The sequence below is a fragment of the Vagococcus elongatus genome, assembly GCF_003987645.1.
GTDB lineage: Bacteria > Bacillota > Bacilli > Lactobacillales > Vagococcaceae > Vagococcus_A > Vagococcus_A elongatus.
In genome coordinates, this window is sequence record NZ_NGKA01000009.1 from 97,569 (window position 1) to 112,762 (window position 15,194).

Consider the following 15,194-nt stretch of genomic DNA (forward strand, 5'->3'; position numbering starts at 1 on the left):
AATTACGAAGGGGAAAAATTGCCCGTCTGGTGTAAGTCAGGGACTATTTTTAGTAAACCTGAGTTTAAAGCGTTTTATCAGTTGTCGAATTGTTTATTTCGTTGAATTTTTTCTTGATTTTTGTTACTGTTAATGGTGTGATGTTAGATAATGAATTTATGTTAAGCTAACAAGGTGTAGCTTCTTTTTTTTACCATTTTTTGTATATAATAAAGACAAGAATTTTTATAAATAGTGAGGCTAATATGAAACCAATTATAAAGTTAGAAAACGTTAGTTATACTTATCAGCAGGATGGCGGCCGGCCGGCCTTAAAAAATGTCAGTTTGGATGTTTATCCGGGGGAATGGTTAGCCATCATCGGTCATAATGGCTCGGGGAAATCAACTCTAGCAAAGACAATCAACGGCTTATTGGTTCCTCAGGAGGGCAGTGTTGAAGTGGCAGGTCTGTCGATGAATGAGGAAAATGTCTGGGAGATCCGCAGAAAAATCGGTATGGTATTCCAAAATCCTGATAATCAGTTTGTGGGCGCAACAGTGGAAGATGACGTGGCTTTCGGGTTGGAAAACCAAGGGGTGCCAAGAGACGAGATGTTAAAAATCGTCAAAGACTCACTGGAGCAAGTGCGCATGTGGGAATTTTTTGATAAAGAACCTGTGCGCTTGTCTGGCGGACAAAAACAGCGGGTGGCTATCGCCGGTGTTGTGGCGTTAAGTCCAGATGTAATCATTTTGGATGAGGCAACAAGTATGCTGGATCCTAAAGGACGTTTAGAAGTGATTTCCACGATTCAAAAGTTGCGTGAAGAGAAAAAATTAACAGTGATTTCAATCACCCATGATATCGACGAAGCAGCAAATGCAACACGTGTTTTGGTTATTCGTCAGGGAGAAGTTTACCGGGACGGTTTGCCTCAAGAGATTTTTTCTTCCGGTGAAGAATTAGTCGACATGGGATTAGATTTGCCTTTTCCGGAAAAATTAAAGTTGGAGATGGCCAGACAAGGCTTGCAAGTACCTGAGGAATATATGTCAGAAGAAAGGATGATTGATTGGCTATGGACATCCAGTTTGAAAAAGTAGGATTTATATATCAGCCAAACACTCCTTTTCAGCAGCGGGCGTTGTCGGATATCGATCTCACGATAACATCCGGCTCTTATACGGCGATTGTCGGGCATACGGGCAGCGGCAAATCTACGTTGCTGCAACATTTAAACGCATTGGTCAAGCCTACAGAAGGAATTGTGAGAATTGGGGACCGAGTGATCACACCTGAAACAAGCAATAAAAATTTGAAAGATATCCGTCAGAAGGTGGGGATTGTCTTTCAGTTTCCTGAAGCGCAATTGTTTGAAGAAACAGTGGCGAAAGATATCGGGTTTGGTCCGAAAAATTTTGGCAGAGGCGAAGCTGAAATTGAAAAAATTGTTAAAGATGTGCTTGGCTTGGTCGGTTTGGATGAAAGTTATCTCCAGCGTTCGCCTTTTGAACTCTCAGGGGGGCAGATGCGTCGTGTGGCGATTGCCGGTGTCTTAGCCATGCAGCCTTCAGTTCTTGTTTTGGATGAGCCTACGGCGGGCTTGGACCCACAAGGACGGCAAGAGATGCTGGAGATGTTTGACCGTCTTCATAAAGAACGGGGAATGACGGTTGTTTTAGTCACTCACATGATGGATGACGTGGCTGATTATGCAGATTACGTGATTGTTTTGGCTAAAGGGAAAGTTATCAGACAAGGGGAACCTAGAGAGGTGTTTTCCAATATAGATTGGTTGGAAGAAAAACAGCTGGGGGTACCCAAGGCCACACGTTTTGCAAATAGTTTACGTGAAAAGGGAATGGTATTTGAGAAGATGCCGTTGACGACAAAGGAACTGGTGGCAGAGTTGAAAAAGTATGAAGCAGGTGATCTGAAATGATGAATAAGCTGATACTTGGCCGTTATATACCCGGAGATTCACTGGTTCATCGGTTGGATCCGCGGGCGAAGCTGGTAAGCAGTTTTTACTTTATCGGCATCATTTTTCTGTGTAATAATCTGCCTTCTTTTGCGGTAATGGGGGCATTTACCATTTTTGCCATCCTCCTGTCAAAAGTCAATCTTTCGTTTTTTCTAAAAGGTGTGCGTCCGTTGATTTGGCTGATTTTATTTACAGTGATTTTGCAATTATTCTTTACGCAAGGCGGGCAAGTTTATTGGAGTTGGGGGATTATTTCCATCACAGAGTCTGGTGTGATGAATGCTTTTTATATTTTTTGCAGATTTGTATTGATCATTTTCATGTCTACTCTGCTAACGTTGACCACACCGCCCTTGTCTTTGTCTGATGCTATCGAATCACTTTTAAGGCCGCTTAAGGCGGTAAAATTTCCTGCACATGAGATTTCACTGATGCTGTCGATTGCTTTGCGTTTTGTTCCAACGCTAATGGATGAGACGGAAAAAATCATGAATGCCCAACGTGCTCGGGGAGTGGATTTTGGCGAAGGCAATTTGATGGATAAAATGCGGGCGATTGTTCCGTTGTTGATTCCGTTGTTTGTCAGCAGTTTTAATCGGGCAGAAGAATTGGCGACGGCTATGGAGGCCCGCGGGTATCAAGGGGGAGAAGGCCGAACCAAGTATCGCCAATTAAAGTGGCGCTTGAAGGATTCTTTGTGTATTCTCTCTTATGTGGCGCTGACATTTGCTTTGTTATGGGCAAGAAATTAGACTAGAATAAGAAGCGATCTGTTGTGAGCGGCTCTTAAACGTGGTAAGTAGAATGAAACGTTAAAGACTAGAGTCCTTTCGGTAGATGCGCTTTTTTATGTGAAAAGAGGGAGAAAATGGTCAGATATAAGGCAGTGATTGCTTATGATGGGACGAATTACAGCGGTTTTCAGACACAGGAAAACGGGCATACTGTCCAAGCGGAATTAGAACAGACATTAAAAAAATTAAACAGCAGTCAAAGAGTGTTGATCCATGCTTCAGGAAGAACAGATGCAGGAGTTCATGCGTGGGGGCAAGTAATTCATTTTGATTTGCCCCAAGAGCGGGAGTTGGAAAAACTGCGACATGCGCTTGATACACAGACGCCTGCCGATATTGCTGTTCGCTCAGTTGAAAAAGTCGCAGATGATTTTCATGCACGATATGATGCGGTAGAAAAAACCTATCATTACCGCTTGGATATCTCTCGTCCGCGAGTCCCCTTTAAACGCTACTATGCGGCCTTTTATCCCTACACGGGTGTGCTGGATGTGGAGCTGATGAGACGCAGCATGGCTGACTTAGTAGGGACCCATGATTTCACCGCCTTTTGTGCTGCAGGAAGTTCGGTAGAAAATCGTGTGCGGACCATTGTTGAAGCTGGGCTAACGTTAGATGAAGACAATCAGGAACTGCTGTTTGTTTTTAGAGGCACGGGCTTTTTGTATAAAATGGTTCGTATTCTGGTGGGAACTTTGATGAAGGTGGGGCAAGGGAGATTACCGGTCGATACGATTGAAAAAGCTCTTGAAACAGGGGATAAGAAATTTGTGGGGCCAACAGCTCATCCAGAAGGGTTGTATTTAATGGAAGTCAAATATGATAAAAATAATCGGGCAGAGGGGTAAAAAACATTGACTTTATGCCATTTAAGGGGTATTATGGTTAATGGTATTGTTTGCCCCACGATGAGCCCCGGAAACTTATTGTGTTTGTCAAACATTTAGATGAAAATTGGAGGAAAAACAAGTGCGTACAACATATATGGCCAAAACTGGCGAAGTAGAGCGTAAATGGTACGTAGTAGATGCAACGGATGTCCCAATGGGTCGTCTTTCAACAATCGTTGCTTCTGTTCTGCGTGGTAAAAATAAACCAACATTCACTCCTCATGTGGATACAGGTGATTTTGTCATTGTCATCAACGCTGACAAGATTAAATTAACAGGTAATAAAGCAAGTGATAAGATGTATCACCATCATACAGGTTTCCCAGGCGGTTTGAAGTCTGTCTCAGCTGGTGAATTGCGGGAGAAAAATTCTCGTCGTTTAGTTGAAACATCAATCAAAGGGATGCTTCCTAAAAATACTTTGGGACGCCAGCAGTTGTCTAAATTGCATGTGTACGGTGGAGCGGAACATCCACACGCAGCACAGCAACCAGAAGTTTTAGACATTACAAACCTAATTTAAGGAGGGAAATTCATTGGCTAAAGTACAATATTTCGGCACAGGCCGTCGTAAAAGATCAGTTGCTCGCGTGCGTTTAGTACCGGGAACTGGAAGAATCATTATGAATAATAAAAATATTGAAGAGTATATTCCACATGCTGACTTGCGTGAAGTGGTTAACCAACCATTTGCTGCAACTGCAACAAAAGGTGCGTACGACGTATTAGTTAACGTTCATGGCGGAGGCTACACTGGACAAGCAGGAGCGACTCGTCACGGGATAGCTCGTGCGTTGCTTGAAGTTGATCCAGACTTCCGTGCGCCATTAAAACAAGCTGGTTTGCTGACACGTGACTCACGTATGGTTGAGCGTAAAAAACCAGGTAAGAAGAAAGCTCGTAAGAGTTCACAATTCTCAAAACGTTAATCAACTCCTTGTTGTATCAACGTTTACAGATGTTTTTTGGTCTTGGTTGGTCTTGTTAAGGGTCAATCAGACAAAGAACTTAATAGACTTAAAGCATCAGCATCTTGCTGGTGCTTTTTTTTGCTCTTTGTCAAATAGGACTGACAAGTAAGCACCAAAATGCTTAGTAGCTCTTAATCGGTCATGAGCGGAATTTCGTGGCTAAAGCTCAATGAAAAAATATTGAGAAATTGAGCAAGTGACTTTTCAGATTGTAACATAAAGTGAATTATGCTGCTCCATTAGAGACCTACGAAAGTAGCTAAAGTCGTCTTAAAAAATTTGACACATGGGATTATGAGCTATCTATTCTCTTCTAATAGTCTTTAAGTTATAATCTAGATTAGAAAGCTTTGATAGGGAGAGGGAAAATGTGATTATAAATCCTACTAAAAAAACGCAGCCGCTTTTTTCAGCATTATCAAAGGTAGAAAACGCATCTTTGGCGAAGTTGTTTTCTCAACGTAATCCATTTTTTTCGTGGGAAGCTAATTATTATAATGAAAATCGCAAGAAAATTTTGGTGTTGGTCAACGGACTGACGTTAGCTCCAGTTGTTTTAGCGGATATCAATGCCAAAAATAAAAAAGAATTGGCAGTTTACATCCGTGAGGGAATCCATGAAGTGTTTAAGCAGGCAGGGGTGTCATCTCAAAAAATCAAGCGATATTTTGAACTGGCTGGAGAAATTCAGGTCAATAAAGGGTTCGATCGTTCGCTTATTTCTGTAACCAATATGTTTATCCGTATGGCTCAGGGAACAAGAATCAAAGATCCTGCAATCGTTCAAAAGGAACTGATAAATTGGCTATTAGAAGTCCCGATCAGCACTATTGATTATGCCTCTCCTCAAAAAGCTATCCTCCAAGCATTTGAAGGGGAACTCGTCATTCATCCTGTTAGTGAGGCGGATATTGACCAGCAAAAAGATAAAATACAGCATACGGCCACTCAGACTTGGAAGGACTTTAGTCATTGGAAAAAGTATGAAAGCTATGATTGGTTCGAGGGTTATGAAAAAATTGCTGAAGAAATTATAGAAAATAACCAGCTTGTACTTGAAGGGTTTCAACGCTATTTGAAGGATGGACTAGGACTTAGTGATAAAGTTGTGCGAAGACATTTGGGAAATGTTCAGTTTTTCATTGATGAGTATTTGTTGTATTATGGACTGCACACCCCCATCACTGATTTTTATGATGTGGGAGGTTTTTTGGCTGATTTTTTCCCAAGGAAAGCTTTGTGGGCAAGTGCGTCTGAAATCAAAAGTTCGGGTACTGCTTTGAAAAAATTCTATACGTTTTTATCTGTGGTTGGGGTTATCGATCAAGCTCAGCTCAAGGAGGTTAAAGAGATTATTTCAGAAGGAATAGAAGTGGGGCTGGACACTCTAGAGATGATGGATAATTTCGAAGATTTTTTTTAGAAAATTTTAGTTTATACAAAAAAACTACTAGGTTGTAAAAGTATTAATGATGGGTTTGCAACTTGCAGTATTTGATTATGCTTAGGTTGAAAGTCTAGAATTGTTTTTACGTTCGCTTTTGCTGTTTATTTTCAGAACTGCGAAGTCACCTATGAGGACCAGCACTAGAAAACATTGGACTCAAAACGCGTCAAACAATGTTTCGTCGAAGATCAAGCACAGTTGCTACTCTGCTTGATCTTTCTTTATATGCTTTGAAAACCACCTGCTATGCGGGTGGTTCCGGAGAGCTTTCAGCCGCAGAGTAAACCTCCAGTTCTCACTGGAGGTTATGATTGGATGGTATTCCGTAATAATGGGAAATCGGGATAAATTTTTCTTCAATCGTTTTTATAAAAATACAAAGACATCCCACTGATAAAATGATGCCGCTTAAAACTATCATTCAATCAAGTAGGATGTCTCTTATGAATTATCATATTAAAAAATGGCTATTTCACAAAATGGTTTGCTAACCGGTCGCCGGCCCACTGAATAAGCTGGACGATTATCACTAAGATAACGATAACGGCAATTAAGACACCTGTCTCGTAGCGGTTATACCCAAATTGAATCGCTAAATCACCAATCCCGCCAGCACCAATAGTCCCCACCATGGCCGAATAGCCTAATAAACTGATAATCGTCAACACAACACCACGAATCAGCGCCGGCAGACTTTCTGGAATCAGGACATCTTTAACAATCAGTGCGGTATTCCCGCCAGCAGCTACTGCGGCTTCAATCACCCCTGCATTCACTTCTGAAAATGCTCCCTCTGCAATCCGGGCGTAAAAAGGGATGGCTGCAATAGACAAAGCGATGGCACCGCCAGTTGGTGTGTACGGGTCCTTGATCAACCAAGTGATGGGAACTAGCAAGACCACCAATAGAATCAAAAAAGGCAATGAGCGGATAGCATTGACAATAAAACCGGAAATTTGATTGATGAGTGGCTGTTTGTAAAAGTATTCGTGATTCGTCAAAAACAATCCTAAGCCGATGATGGTTCCGAATAAAACTCCGATAACTGTTGCAACAGAAACCATATAAAATGTATCTACTAAAGAGCTTAGAAGATATTGTTGCAAAATTTCAATTGTTTCTTCCATAAAAAGCACCTCCTATTGCCTCAAATCCCTTAAACTGTATACATTTTGTTCTAATTTTTGAACAGCTTGCTCCAATTGACTTTCTGAACCAGTGACGTAGACGAGCAAAATACCTATCATATCATTTCGAATGTATTCGATTTTCCCATGAATAATGCTGATAAATACATCATAGGTTTTGGAAACTTCTGAAATCAAAGGGTCTAGCGTGTGACCGCCCTGATAACGGAGTTCTAACAATTTCCCATTCGCCAAAGTGGGTGTCATTTCTTCTGGAATAGCTAAATTGAAAAATCGGCCTACCAGTTTGCGGGTGATTTCCTTTTGTGGATTTGCGAAAATGTCAAATGTGTTCCCCAATTCCACAATGAGACCATTTTCCATTACAGCCATTCGATGAAACAACCGTTTCGCTACTTCCAGTTCATGAGTGATGAATATAATGGTCAGTCCCATTTCACGGTTGATTTTTTCAAGAATCTTTAAAATTTCTTCAGTAGTTTCCACATCTAAAGCACTCGTTGCCTCATCACAAAGTAAAATCTCAGGATTATTTGCTAATGCTCTTGCAATACCAACGCGCTGCTTTTGACCACCGGATAAATTATTGGGATAAGCATCTTTTTTGTCTCTCAAATCAACTAAACTCAACAGCTCATCAATTCGCTCTTGGCGTTTTTCTTTGGGATAGCCGCTAGCTTTTAAAGAAAACTCAATGTTCTGAAAAATGGTTCTGTTTTCAATCAGGTTGAAGTGCTGAAAAATCATGCCGATTTTTTGTCGGACTTTTCTAAGTTCTGCACCTTTTAAGCCGGTGATTTCTTTCCCGTCAATCAAGATTTGACCTTCTGTAGGCTGCTGCAGTAAATTAAGCGTTCGAACAAGAGTGCTTTTTCCGGCACCGCTTAAACCGACGATGCCAAAAATTTCACCTGCTTCCACCTTAAAAGAAACATTTTTTACAGCAGAAATAGTCTGCTTTGGTGTTTGGAAATCAACGGACAGATTTTTTACTTCGATAGTGCTCATAAAATTCCTCCATCAATCTTTTTTTGTTATTCGCTCCAAAATTCCGGTTTACTGAAATCTTTAAACGAAGATTCTGCAATGGCATCTTTGAATTCTTGGCTTTCTAGCACTTCTTTTACTGCTTGAGCAAAATCAGAATCTGCGGCGTCTGTAGTGACAACAAAGACATTTTTATAATCTTCTGCTAAATCTTCCAGTGCTAAAGCGTCTGCAGGATCTAATTTCGCTGCCCATGAAAAGTTCCCGGGAACTAAAGCGGTGGTCACAGTGTCCTGAGAACGTACTAGTTGAGCAGCTTCCAATGTTTTGAACTCCAGCTTTTTAGGATTCTCTGCAATATCATCCACAGTAGCCTTAGCCACATTTACATCTTCCTTTAAAGTAATCAGCTGATTGACTTCCAGCAACAGTAACGCCCGTGCCAGATTAGAAGCGTCGTTAGGAATAGAAATAATATCTCCGTCTTTCAAATCTTCCAAGCTGTCGATTTTCTTTGAATAAATTCCCATGCCCAGTGTAGGCACTATTTGCAATGCGGTCAAATTTAAATCGTTGTCCGTTGCGAATTGTTCCAAGTAGGCAGTATGCTGGAAAAGGTTTCCGTCTATTTGGCCTTTATCCAAGGCTTTGTTCGGTTGAACATAATCATTAAATACTTTGGTCGTCAGAGTATAGCCGGAATTTTTTTCTTCCAGTAAGGGTGATATCACGTCTGTTACCATATCGCCATAGGGCCCTGGTGCTACACCGATGACTTTTTCTTCAACAGATTTGGTGTCTCCCTCGTTCTTTGCTTCCTTGTTTTGTGTGCCACAAGCAGCTAGTGCTGTCACTATTACACTGCTTAAAATGGCTAAAACTACTTTTTTCCTTACGTTCATACAATCTCCTCCTACTTTTTTATTTGGCAGTAAACAAAAAAAGCCCTCATCCCATAAAAGGACGAGAGCATAGCTTCGTGTTACCACCTTAATTTGTTTGGTTTTTACAAACCAAACCTCTATGATACAGAATCTAGCGATTCGATACCAGCATGCTGTAACGGGCAGCCCGTTGTCCGCTTATTTTGTGACTCGCAGACACTTGCTCAAAGACCATCTTCCAAACCACTGGCTTTGCTCCATCTCACCAACAGGAGCTCTCTTGGAAAGCAGTAAATTTGTACTCTTCTTTTCATAGCGTTTTAAAGTTAATTAAGGATATGATAGCTGATGAAAAGTGTCTTGTCAAACTTTTTTTAACGGAAGTGATGGCATAGTATGGATAAATCGTAAGTGGTGGCAGTGAAATACAGGAAAAAGGCAATTTAAAACTGTCGGTTTTACTACGTTTTTTCTGTTTTTTTAGTCCGTAGGAAATGGAAGCTCAAGGCGAGAAAAAATACGCGAGAAAGAGAGGGTCTAACCGATCAACGAAATTAAATCAAACTATGCTGCATTAGCGAGGAGGTACGTACTTAACATTCTTAATCTACGGAACGCCCCCACCTATAATTCAACTGCTGACTTTCAAACTATTTCATAAGAAAATCTTAGAATTATCTTAAATAGTACTAAGGACTGATAGTCATCCTGTCATCATGTTGTATAATCACTTCAGGAGGGATAATATGAAATCTATGAAAAACCTTTTAATCAGCGGGGCATTGGCAGCAGGTTTGCTGTTTAATACTAGCGTTGCATCAGCAGCCGACAATCAAACAAAGGCAAAAAATGAAGGCTGGGACGTCCCAAGTGCGGCTTTAGGTAACGGCTTAACCAGTGATGAGCGCCTTAAAACTCTGGAACTTTTGGGTGTTAAAGAAAATGACTCTTTCAATGAATTTACCGTGAACGGTGATGATCTTGTAAAATATGTAACGGATGTACCGGAATTTACTAGTGCGTCATTGGCATACAGTAGTGCCTTTATTGTACGGACCAAAGATAATTCAGGAGTCAATGTTGAAATCGTGACGCCAAAAAACATTACGGCGCGGACGGAAGCTAATTACCGGAATGCGGCGATTACTTCAGGAGTTTATGATGCAGACATTAGAATCGCCAGCGTGCGCGTGATGGACGGCAGTGGTGCCTTGGCAGGTATCTACAAAATATATGACGAAGTAGACCCGGCTGCCAGCGAGGCAGAAAAACAGGAACGTGCCGCCAGCCGTGATGTTGCTCAAAAAGAAAGTGCTGTGACAGCTGAAATTACTCGGGCAAACGAAGGGGAAGAAAACTTTTCAGATGAAAATCTAGCAGTGGCGATGGCTGATATCAAGCTGGAGTTGCAAAAAATTAATGAAAAGCTGGATAAACTCAGCGAAGCCGAAGTGAGACAGGAAATCACTCAAATCGTTCAGGTAGAACTTCAAAATCAGGGGCTATCAGAAGTCGTAACGCCAGAACAACAGGATAAAATCGTGGACACCATGATTGCTTTCCAAAACTCTCCTTCCATTGATAACGAAAATCTTCAAACCCAGTTGGGGGAGTTAAAAGACGATATCATGAAAAACGGGCAAGAGTTCTTGGATAATGCCAAAGAAAAACTAACCAGTGAAGAAGCACAAGGCTTTTTCAGCAGCCTTTGGGATAGAATCAGCAGCTTTTTCAGTAATTTATTCAGTTAAAACTTTTATTAGAACTGAGACACAAACCTTTTCAGTAAGGATTGCGTCTCGGTTTTTTAGTGTGATAAAATGTGCCGTCACTTTAGTTTTGATAAATGTAAACCATAATTTTGTTTCTGGTTAGCAATTATATGAAACTAAGTTAAGCTTTTCAGATTTTCTATAAAAATCATTGTGTGGACTGAAGAAAAATTATTTCACAGGTAATTTTTATTTGGAGTTTGGTACATTTTCAATCATTTAAGATTTGAGTTTCAAGTGATGAAAGAACTAAGAAAAACGGAGATGGCTATTATTGATGATGATAAAAAACTAGTGAAAAGAGGGGGTTACATATAAAAAAAACGACTGTGAAAAGATGGGGGGTACCCTCTTTTCACAGCCGCAATTTTTTGTATACAGTAGAAATAATGTTGGATTATCTTTATCTCGCTCTATCTTAACAGTTGAATGGTCATTTTTTAATTATTGTGGTCACATTAATATTTTCTTTTTCGACTGATATTAGTTTTCCATAATGAGGCTCCGGTGATGGCACTCAACAATCCACCTAGGGCTGAATAGCCGATAGCAGAGGCTGCACCAGTTTGTGGCAATTTTTTGACCACAGGCTTGTTTGTTTTTTTGTCTTTTGCGATAGGAGTTGGTTTCCCATCGGGAGCTGGGGTGTCAGGTTTTTGTTCTACTGGGTCAGCAGGATTCGCAGGGTTGATAGGGTCCGCAGGGTCGATAGGATCAACAGGGTCCGCAGGATCGATAGGATCAACAGGGTCCACAGGGTCGACAGGATCCACAGGGTCGACAGGATCCACAGGGTCCACGGGATCGACAGGATCCACAGGGTCCACGGGATCAACGGGATCGACAGGGTCAACGGGATCAACGGGATCAACGGGATCCACAGGGTCCACGGGATCCACAGGGTCCACAGGATCAACCGGCTCCGCAACGAATTCGCCCCACCGTATTTCGTTTATGGAGTCGCTGCCTAAGCCGCTATTCAAGATGATGATATTCGTCCCATCTTCAGCTTTCACTACAGTAATAGTATATTTTAAAATAATTGTCTGATTGCCATTTTTTTCCTGAACGAAAAGAGTGAATTCTCCAGCTGGCACACTTCCCTCGGCAACGATGGTCCAATCTTTATTATCTTGAATTTTGAGAGTAATACTCCAATCTTCCCCGCTAAACATTTTTGTTTGAGCTCCTTGACCATTTGATGTATGTTTTGGCAAACCGTCAGCATCAGACACATTCCCCCAGCCGTTTCCAACTTGCACACCTTCTGATTTTTCGAAATTAACACTAGTCGCTGCCACAGTGACATCCTCTACGGTTGGCTGAATGTCGTTGTTCTCAACAGTTGCTGGTTGTTCCTCGTTGGCAACATCAACCTCTGCGGGATCTGCTTCTGATGTTTCGGCCGTATGGGTTTCGGTTTCAGTCGGTGTTGGTACAGATTCAACGGGGGCAACTTCAGGGATAGATGTTTCTTGCGTCACAGTTTCTTCAGTCGCCGTTTCGATCGGCATTTCTTCGCTCGTTTCAGAGGCAAATGCTTCAGTATCATTGAAAGCAGGTATTTGGTCTTCATTGCTTAGTGTTTCAGCTGCGGCGACACCTGTATTAGCAAGCAACAAACTGACTATCAAACCTCTTGAAAGTAGGACAAGATATCTGGATTTGGGATTTTTTTTGTTAAAATTTACTGTTTTTTTAAAATTATTTTTTCTCATCATAAGAGCCTCCTCGGTTTTAAAAACGCTTTTCTTCATTGTGAAAAGTGTACGATTGATATTTTTTCTGGTATTCCCCCTTTCGCACGGGATTCCTGCGCCAGTCAACTATTAGAAAATCGTCAAAAGGTTACGGTTTTAAACACAGCAGCTTAACCAAGTGAGCGATAATCACAGGAGATATTTTTTGTTCTTGGGATTTTTTTGAGAAGAACTGATAGCTACTTTAATTTGCCCCCATTAGTGAACACCGTTCTGTCTGATTGGTAGTCAGAGTGAATTTACCCAAGAAAGAAGAACCGTAAAACTTTTTTAGTTATGATTTCTTTATTGTTAAAAGAGATAAAATAACACGATTTAAAATAAATTTAGTTTTATTTAATGGATTATATAGAGATTATTTATTCAAGTCAACTGATAACAACTTGTTATTAAAATAACGAATATAGTGTTGCTTCGCTGTTCTGATTATCAACAATTAGTAGCTAAAAATGGTTTTTAAAAGACAAGTAAAATAGTCAGCGTCAGCTAACTCGTAACATTTATAGTTATTTATATATTAGAAGCATTTATGATTAAATGACGATGATATTTATGGAGAAACAACCAAAAAAATAAATATTTATTGATAATATTTATAAAGAGGGATATGTTTTATGAAATTTCAAAATAAGGCAAGTATATGGGTGTATGAAGAAATAAAATAACGATTATTTGGTGAGTTGTTAATAAGTAGCTGACACCATAGAAAGGTCAGCAGCTTATAAAAAATTTAAATTTAATCATTTTTGAAGTACATACGATGAAGAGAGGTTGCAAGAGTTTGAGGAAATTTGGGATGATGATGCGATTATTTTAAAGGAAACGGAAAAGGATAATAAAAAATAAACATATAAAATTAGCAACACTCATCACGCTTGAGGAATGAGTTCATGAGGGGGAAATTTTACTAGAGAAATTTTCTTGAAATAAGCGTATGATAGACAGTAACGATGAAAATTTTAAAGTATTAGAAAGTGATGACTCATGAAACCAACGGTAACATATGAAGAAGTAATCAAGACAAGTGAAAACAAGCGTATTGGATTTGTAGATGTTCGCAGCCCCAGTGAATTTCAGAAGTCCACTATTCCCGGAGCAGTCAATATCCCCGTGTTGGATGATGACGCGCGGAAAAAAGTCGGCGAATTATATACGAATGGACAAATAGATGAAGCAAAACAGTTTGGTGTGTCTTACACCTCCCAACATCTTCCAGAGATGTTCGCTAGTTATCAAAAATTGTTGACCAATTATGATGAATTAGCCATTTTTTGCAGTCGAGGCGGAATGCGTTCCGGAACGATTTTTTCTTTGCTGAAGGCGCTTGGTCTGCCGGTAAGCCGGATAAGAGGCGGGTATAAAGCTTATCGCCAATATATTGTTCATCATTTGGACGAACAGTTAGCGAAAGCAAAATTTATCACTCTTTATGGATTTTCTGGCAGCGGAAAAACTGAGATATTACAGGATTTATCCGCTCAAGGAGCCAAAATTTTAGATATAGAAGGGTGTGCTAATCACCGGGGCTCGTTGTTGGGAAGTGTGGGCTTATCTGAACCTCATTCGCAAAAAATGTTTGAGAGTCTGTTGTTTGAAGCTGGCCGCTCATGGCAAAATGGCGAAGTTGTCTTCGTTGAAGGGGAGAGTCGGCGGATTGGGAAAGTTGTGATGCCTTCGAGTCTAGCTGATGCCATACAGCAGGGGAAGAAAATATTTATCAACGCCTCATTGGACTACCGGGTAGCGCAGATATGCCGAGAGTATGTTGACAAAGCAGAGTTGGCTGAGCTGATAGATGCACTTGATAACTTAAAAAAAGTAATCAATGAAAGTCGCGTGAGCCAATTGCAAGCACAACTAAGGGCAGGGGAGACGGAAGCAGTCATTGAAACTTTGCTGACTGCTTATTACGATCCTCGTTACAGTTATCGCAAAAAAAATTATGATTACTCGTTTACTAATCTAAACGCGCCAGACACAGCTAAGGCAATCCTCAAATGGCAGATGGAAACAAGCGGTGAGTAATAGACAATGGCAGAGTGGCGGTACATTTAATCTGTCTGTTGTTATTAAAAAGAGGCCAGCTATCGCCAATTGTAAAATTAAGCTAGACAACTAAAAAAGTCATTTGTGCTACACTCAAAATAGTGGTTGTATAATTTTTGGTGTGGATGAAGAAATTCATTCACACCTATTTTGTTATAAAAAAATAGAAACATATGAATTTTCCAGTTAGAATAAAATTGGCATCACCCATTCAGAAAGGAAAATTCATATGTCTCATCATCATCGTATCCGAACCTCATTAAATTTAGAAGATGAAAATATCACTTTTGAAAAAGAATTTTGTCAGGAGGTTGATATAAAGGGGCTTACCAGCCTGCTTTATTTTGCCACTCTTAGCTATACGCCCACTCATTGTCCCAACTGTGGGGGCATTAATGAAGTTTTTCTATCGTTAAACACGGGTTCTTAACCTCGCGGTTAAAATGGTTGAGTTCTTCCCATCAACCTACATTCATTCAATTGAAAAAACAACGCTTTTTTTGCCGTGACTGTCAAACGACTTTTGTTG

At 40.4% G+C, this 15,194-nt stretch carries 15 protein-coding genes and 1 other annotated feature; of the genes, 11 read left to right on the top strand and 4 right to left on the bottom strand.

Translation table 11 applies throughout. The features are described from left to right. The first annotated feature begins 245 nt into the window (after positions 1-245). The 7 genes from CBF29_RS07440 to CBF29_RS07470 all read left to right on the top strand — a co-directional run bounded on the left by CBF29_RS07440 (position 246) and on the right by CBF29_RS07470 (position 6,044). Complete coding sequence (locus CBF29_RS07440; RefSeq protein WP_126809110.1) at positions 246-1,085, top strand: energy-coupling factor ABC transporter ATP-binding protein; 840 nt, start codon at positions 246-248, stop codon at positions 1,083-1,085. After that, a complete protein-coding gene (locus CBF29_RS07445) occupies positions 1,061-1,924 on the top strand; it encodes an energy-coupling factor ABC transporter ATP-binding protein (RefSeq protein ID WP_126809112.1) in 864 nt (287 codons plus the stop codon). The genes CBF29_RS07440 and CBF29_RS07445 overlap by 25 nt, the downstream gene beginning before the upstream one ends. Next, positions 1,921-2,718, top strand: coding sequence for an energy-coupling factor transporter transmembrane component T family protein (locus CBF29_RS07450; protein WP_126809115.1), 798 nt, complete (start codon positions 1,921-1,923; stop codon positions 2,716-2,718). Before CBF29_RS07445 ends, CBF29_RS07450 begins: the two co-directional genes overlap by 4 nt. 116 nt (positions 2,719-2,834) lie before the next feature. Beyond that, a complete protein-coding gene (truA, locus tag CBF29_RS07455; protein WP_126809118.1) occupies positions 2,835-3,608 on the top strand; it encodes a tRNA pseudouridine(38-40) synthase TruA in 774 nt (257 codons plus the stop codon). Between the two features lie 136 nt (positions 3,609-3,744). After that, positions 3,745-4,173 carry a 50S ribosomal protein L13 gene (rplM, locus tag CBF29_RS07460; protein ID WP_342775197.1) on the top strand — a complete coding sequence of 143 codons (429 nt, stop codon included), beginning with the start codon at positions 3,745-3,747 and terminating at the stop codon, positions 4,171-4,173. 13 nt (positions 4,174-4,186) lie between these two features. Continuing rightward, positions 4,187-4,579 carry a 30S ribosomal protein S9 gene (rpsI, locus tag CBF29_RS07465; protein ID WP_126809124.1) on the top strand — a complete coding sequence of 131 codons (393 nt, stop codon included), beginning with the start codon at positions 4,187-4,189 and terminating at the stop codon, positions 4,577-4,579. Between the two features lie 412 nt (positions 4,580-4,991). Further along, a complete protein-coding gene (locus CBF29_RS07470; protein ID WP_126809127.1) occupies positions 4,992-6,044 on the top strand; it encodes a DUF6933 domain-containing protein in 1,053 nt (350 codons plus the stop codon). A 491-nt stretch (positions 6,045-6,535) separates the two neighbouring features. Here the strand turns inward: CBF29_RS07470 and CBF29_RS07475 are convergent, their stop codons facing one another. Genes CBF29_RS07475 through CBF29_RS07485 form a run of 3 tightly spaced genes read right to left on the bottom strand, consistent with a single transcriptional unit; the run spans position 6,536 to position 9,105 of the window. After that, a complete protein-coding gene (locus CBF29_RS07475; protein WP_126809129.1) occupies positions 6,536-7,195 on the bottom strand; it encodes a methionine ABC transporter permease in 660 nt (219 codons plus the stop codon). Positions 7,196-7,207: 12 nt separating this feature from the next. Then, on the bottom strand, positions 7,208-8,224 hold the full coding sequence (locus CBF29_RS07480) for a methionine ABC transporter ATP-binding protein (protein ID WP_126809131.1): 1,017 nt from the start codon (positions 8,222-8,224) through the stop codon (positions 7,208-7,210). Positions 8,225-8,250: 26 nt separating this feature from the next. Further along, the gene (locus CBF29_RS07485) at positions 8,251-9,105 is read right to left on the bottom strand and encodes a MetQ/NlpA family ABC transporter substrate-binding protein (RefSeq protein ID WP_126809133.1); all 855 of its coding nucleotides are present in this window, start codon (positions 9,103-9,105) and stop codon (positions 8,251-8,253) included. A gap of 54 nt (positions 9,106-9,159) precedes the next feature. Next, positions 9,160-9,410, bottom strand: a binding site (T-box leader). 423 nt (positions 9,411-9,833) lie between these two features. Here CBF29_RS07485 and CBF29_RS07490 point away from each other — a divergent pair. Further along, on the top strand, positions 9,834-10,838 hold the full coding sequence (locus tag CBF29_RS07490; protein WP_126809136.1) for a DUF1002 domain-containing protein: 1,005 nt from the start codon (positions 9,834-9,836) through the stop codon (positions 10,836-10,838). A gap of 479 nt (positions 10,839-11,317) precedes the next feature. Here the strand turns inward: CBF29_RS07490 and CBF29_RS14120 are convergent, their stop codons facing one another. Beyond that, entirely contained in the window at positions 11,318-12,577 is a 1,260-nt protein-coding gene (locus CBF29_RS14120; protein WP_126809138.1) for an LPXTG cell wall anchor domain-containing protein, read from the bottom strand. Between the two features lie 1,026 nt (positions 12,578-13,603). Between CBF29_RS14120 and mnmH the strand changes: the two genes are divergently transcribed. The 3 genes from mnmH to CBF29_RS14250 all read left to right on the top strand — a co-directional run. After that, positions 13,604-14,644 (top strand): tRNA 2-selenouridine(34) synthase MnmH, encoded by a 1,041-nt coding sequence (mnmH, locus tag CBF29_RS07500; RefSeq protein WP_126809140.1) that lies wholly within the window; start codon positions 13,604-13,606, stop codon positions 14,642-14,644. Between the two features lie 250 nt (positions 14,645-14,894). Then, the gene (locus CBF29_RS07505; protein WP_126809141.1) at positions 14,895-15,095 is read left to right on the top strand and encodes a transposase; all 201 of its coding nucleotides are present in this window, start codon (positions 14,895-14,897) and stop codon (positions 15,093-15,095) included. A gap of 17 nt (positions 15,096-15,112) precedes the next feature. Beyond that, a partial coding sequence (locus tag CBF29_RS14250) for a hypothetical protein (protein ID WP_425469892.1) occupies positions 15,113-15,194 on the top strand: 82 nt, incomplete at its 3' end.

Excerpts from the sequence above, each read along its gene's own strand:
- CBF29_RS07490 (WP_126809136.1), top strand. The coding sequence starts at position 9,834 with ATGAAATCTATGAAAAACCTTTTAATCAGCGGGGCATTGGCAGCAGGT.
- CBF29_RS07440 (WP_126809110.1), top strand. The coding sequence starts at position 246 with ATGAAACCAATTATAAAGTTAGAAAACGTTAGTTATACTTATCAGCAG.
- CBF29_RS07505 (WP_126809141.1), top strand. The coding sequence starts at position 14,895 with ATGTCTCATCATCATCGTATCCGAACCTCATTAAATTTAGAAGATGAA.
- mnmH (WP_126809140.1), top strand. The coding sequence starts at position 13,604 with ATGAAACCAACGGTAACATATGAAGAAGTAATCAAGACAAGTGAAAAC.
- CBF29_RS14120 (WP_126809138.1), bottom strand. The coding sequence starts at position 12,577 with ATGAGAAAAAATAATTTTAAAAAAACAGTAAATTTTAACAAAAAAAAT.
- CBF29_RS07475 (WP_126809129.1), bottom strand. The coding sequence starts at position 7,195 with ATGGAAGAAACAATTGAAATTTTGCAACAATATCTTCTAAGCTCTTTA.
- CBF29_RS07450 (WP_126809115.1), top strand. The coding sequence starts at position 1,921 with ATGATGAATAAGCTGATACTTGGCCGTTATATACCCGGAGATTCACTG.
- CBF29_RS07445 (WP_126809112.1), top strand. The coding sequence starts at position 1,061 with ATGGACATCCAGTTTGAAAAAGTAGGATTTATATATCAGCCAAACACT.
- truA (WP_126809118.1), top strand. The coding sequence starts at position 2,835 with ATGGTCAGATATAAGGCAGTGATTGCTTATGATGGGACGAATTACAGC.
- CBF29_RS07485 (WP_126809133.1), bottom strand. The coding sequence starts at position 9,105 with ATGAACGTAAGGAAAAAAGTAGTTTTAGCCATTTTAAGCAGTGTAATA.
- CBF29_RS07480 (WP_126809131.1), bottom strand. The coding sequence starts at position 8,224 with ATGAGCACTATCGAAGTAAAAAATCTGTCCGTTGATTTCCAAACACCA.
- rplM (WP_342775197.1), top strand. The coding sequence starts at position 3,745 with ATGGCCAAAACTGGCGAAGTAGAGCGTAAATGGTACGTAGTAGATGCA.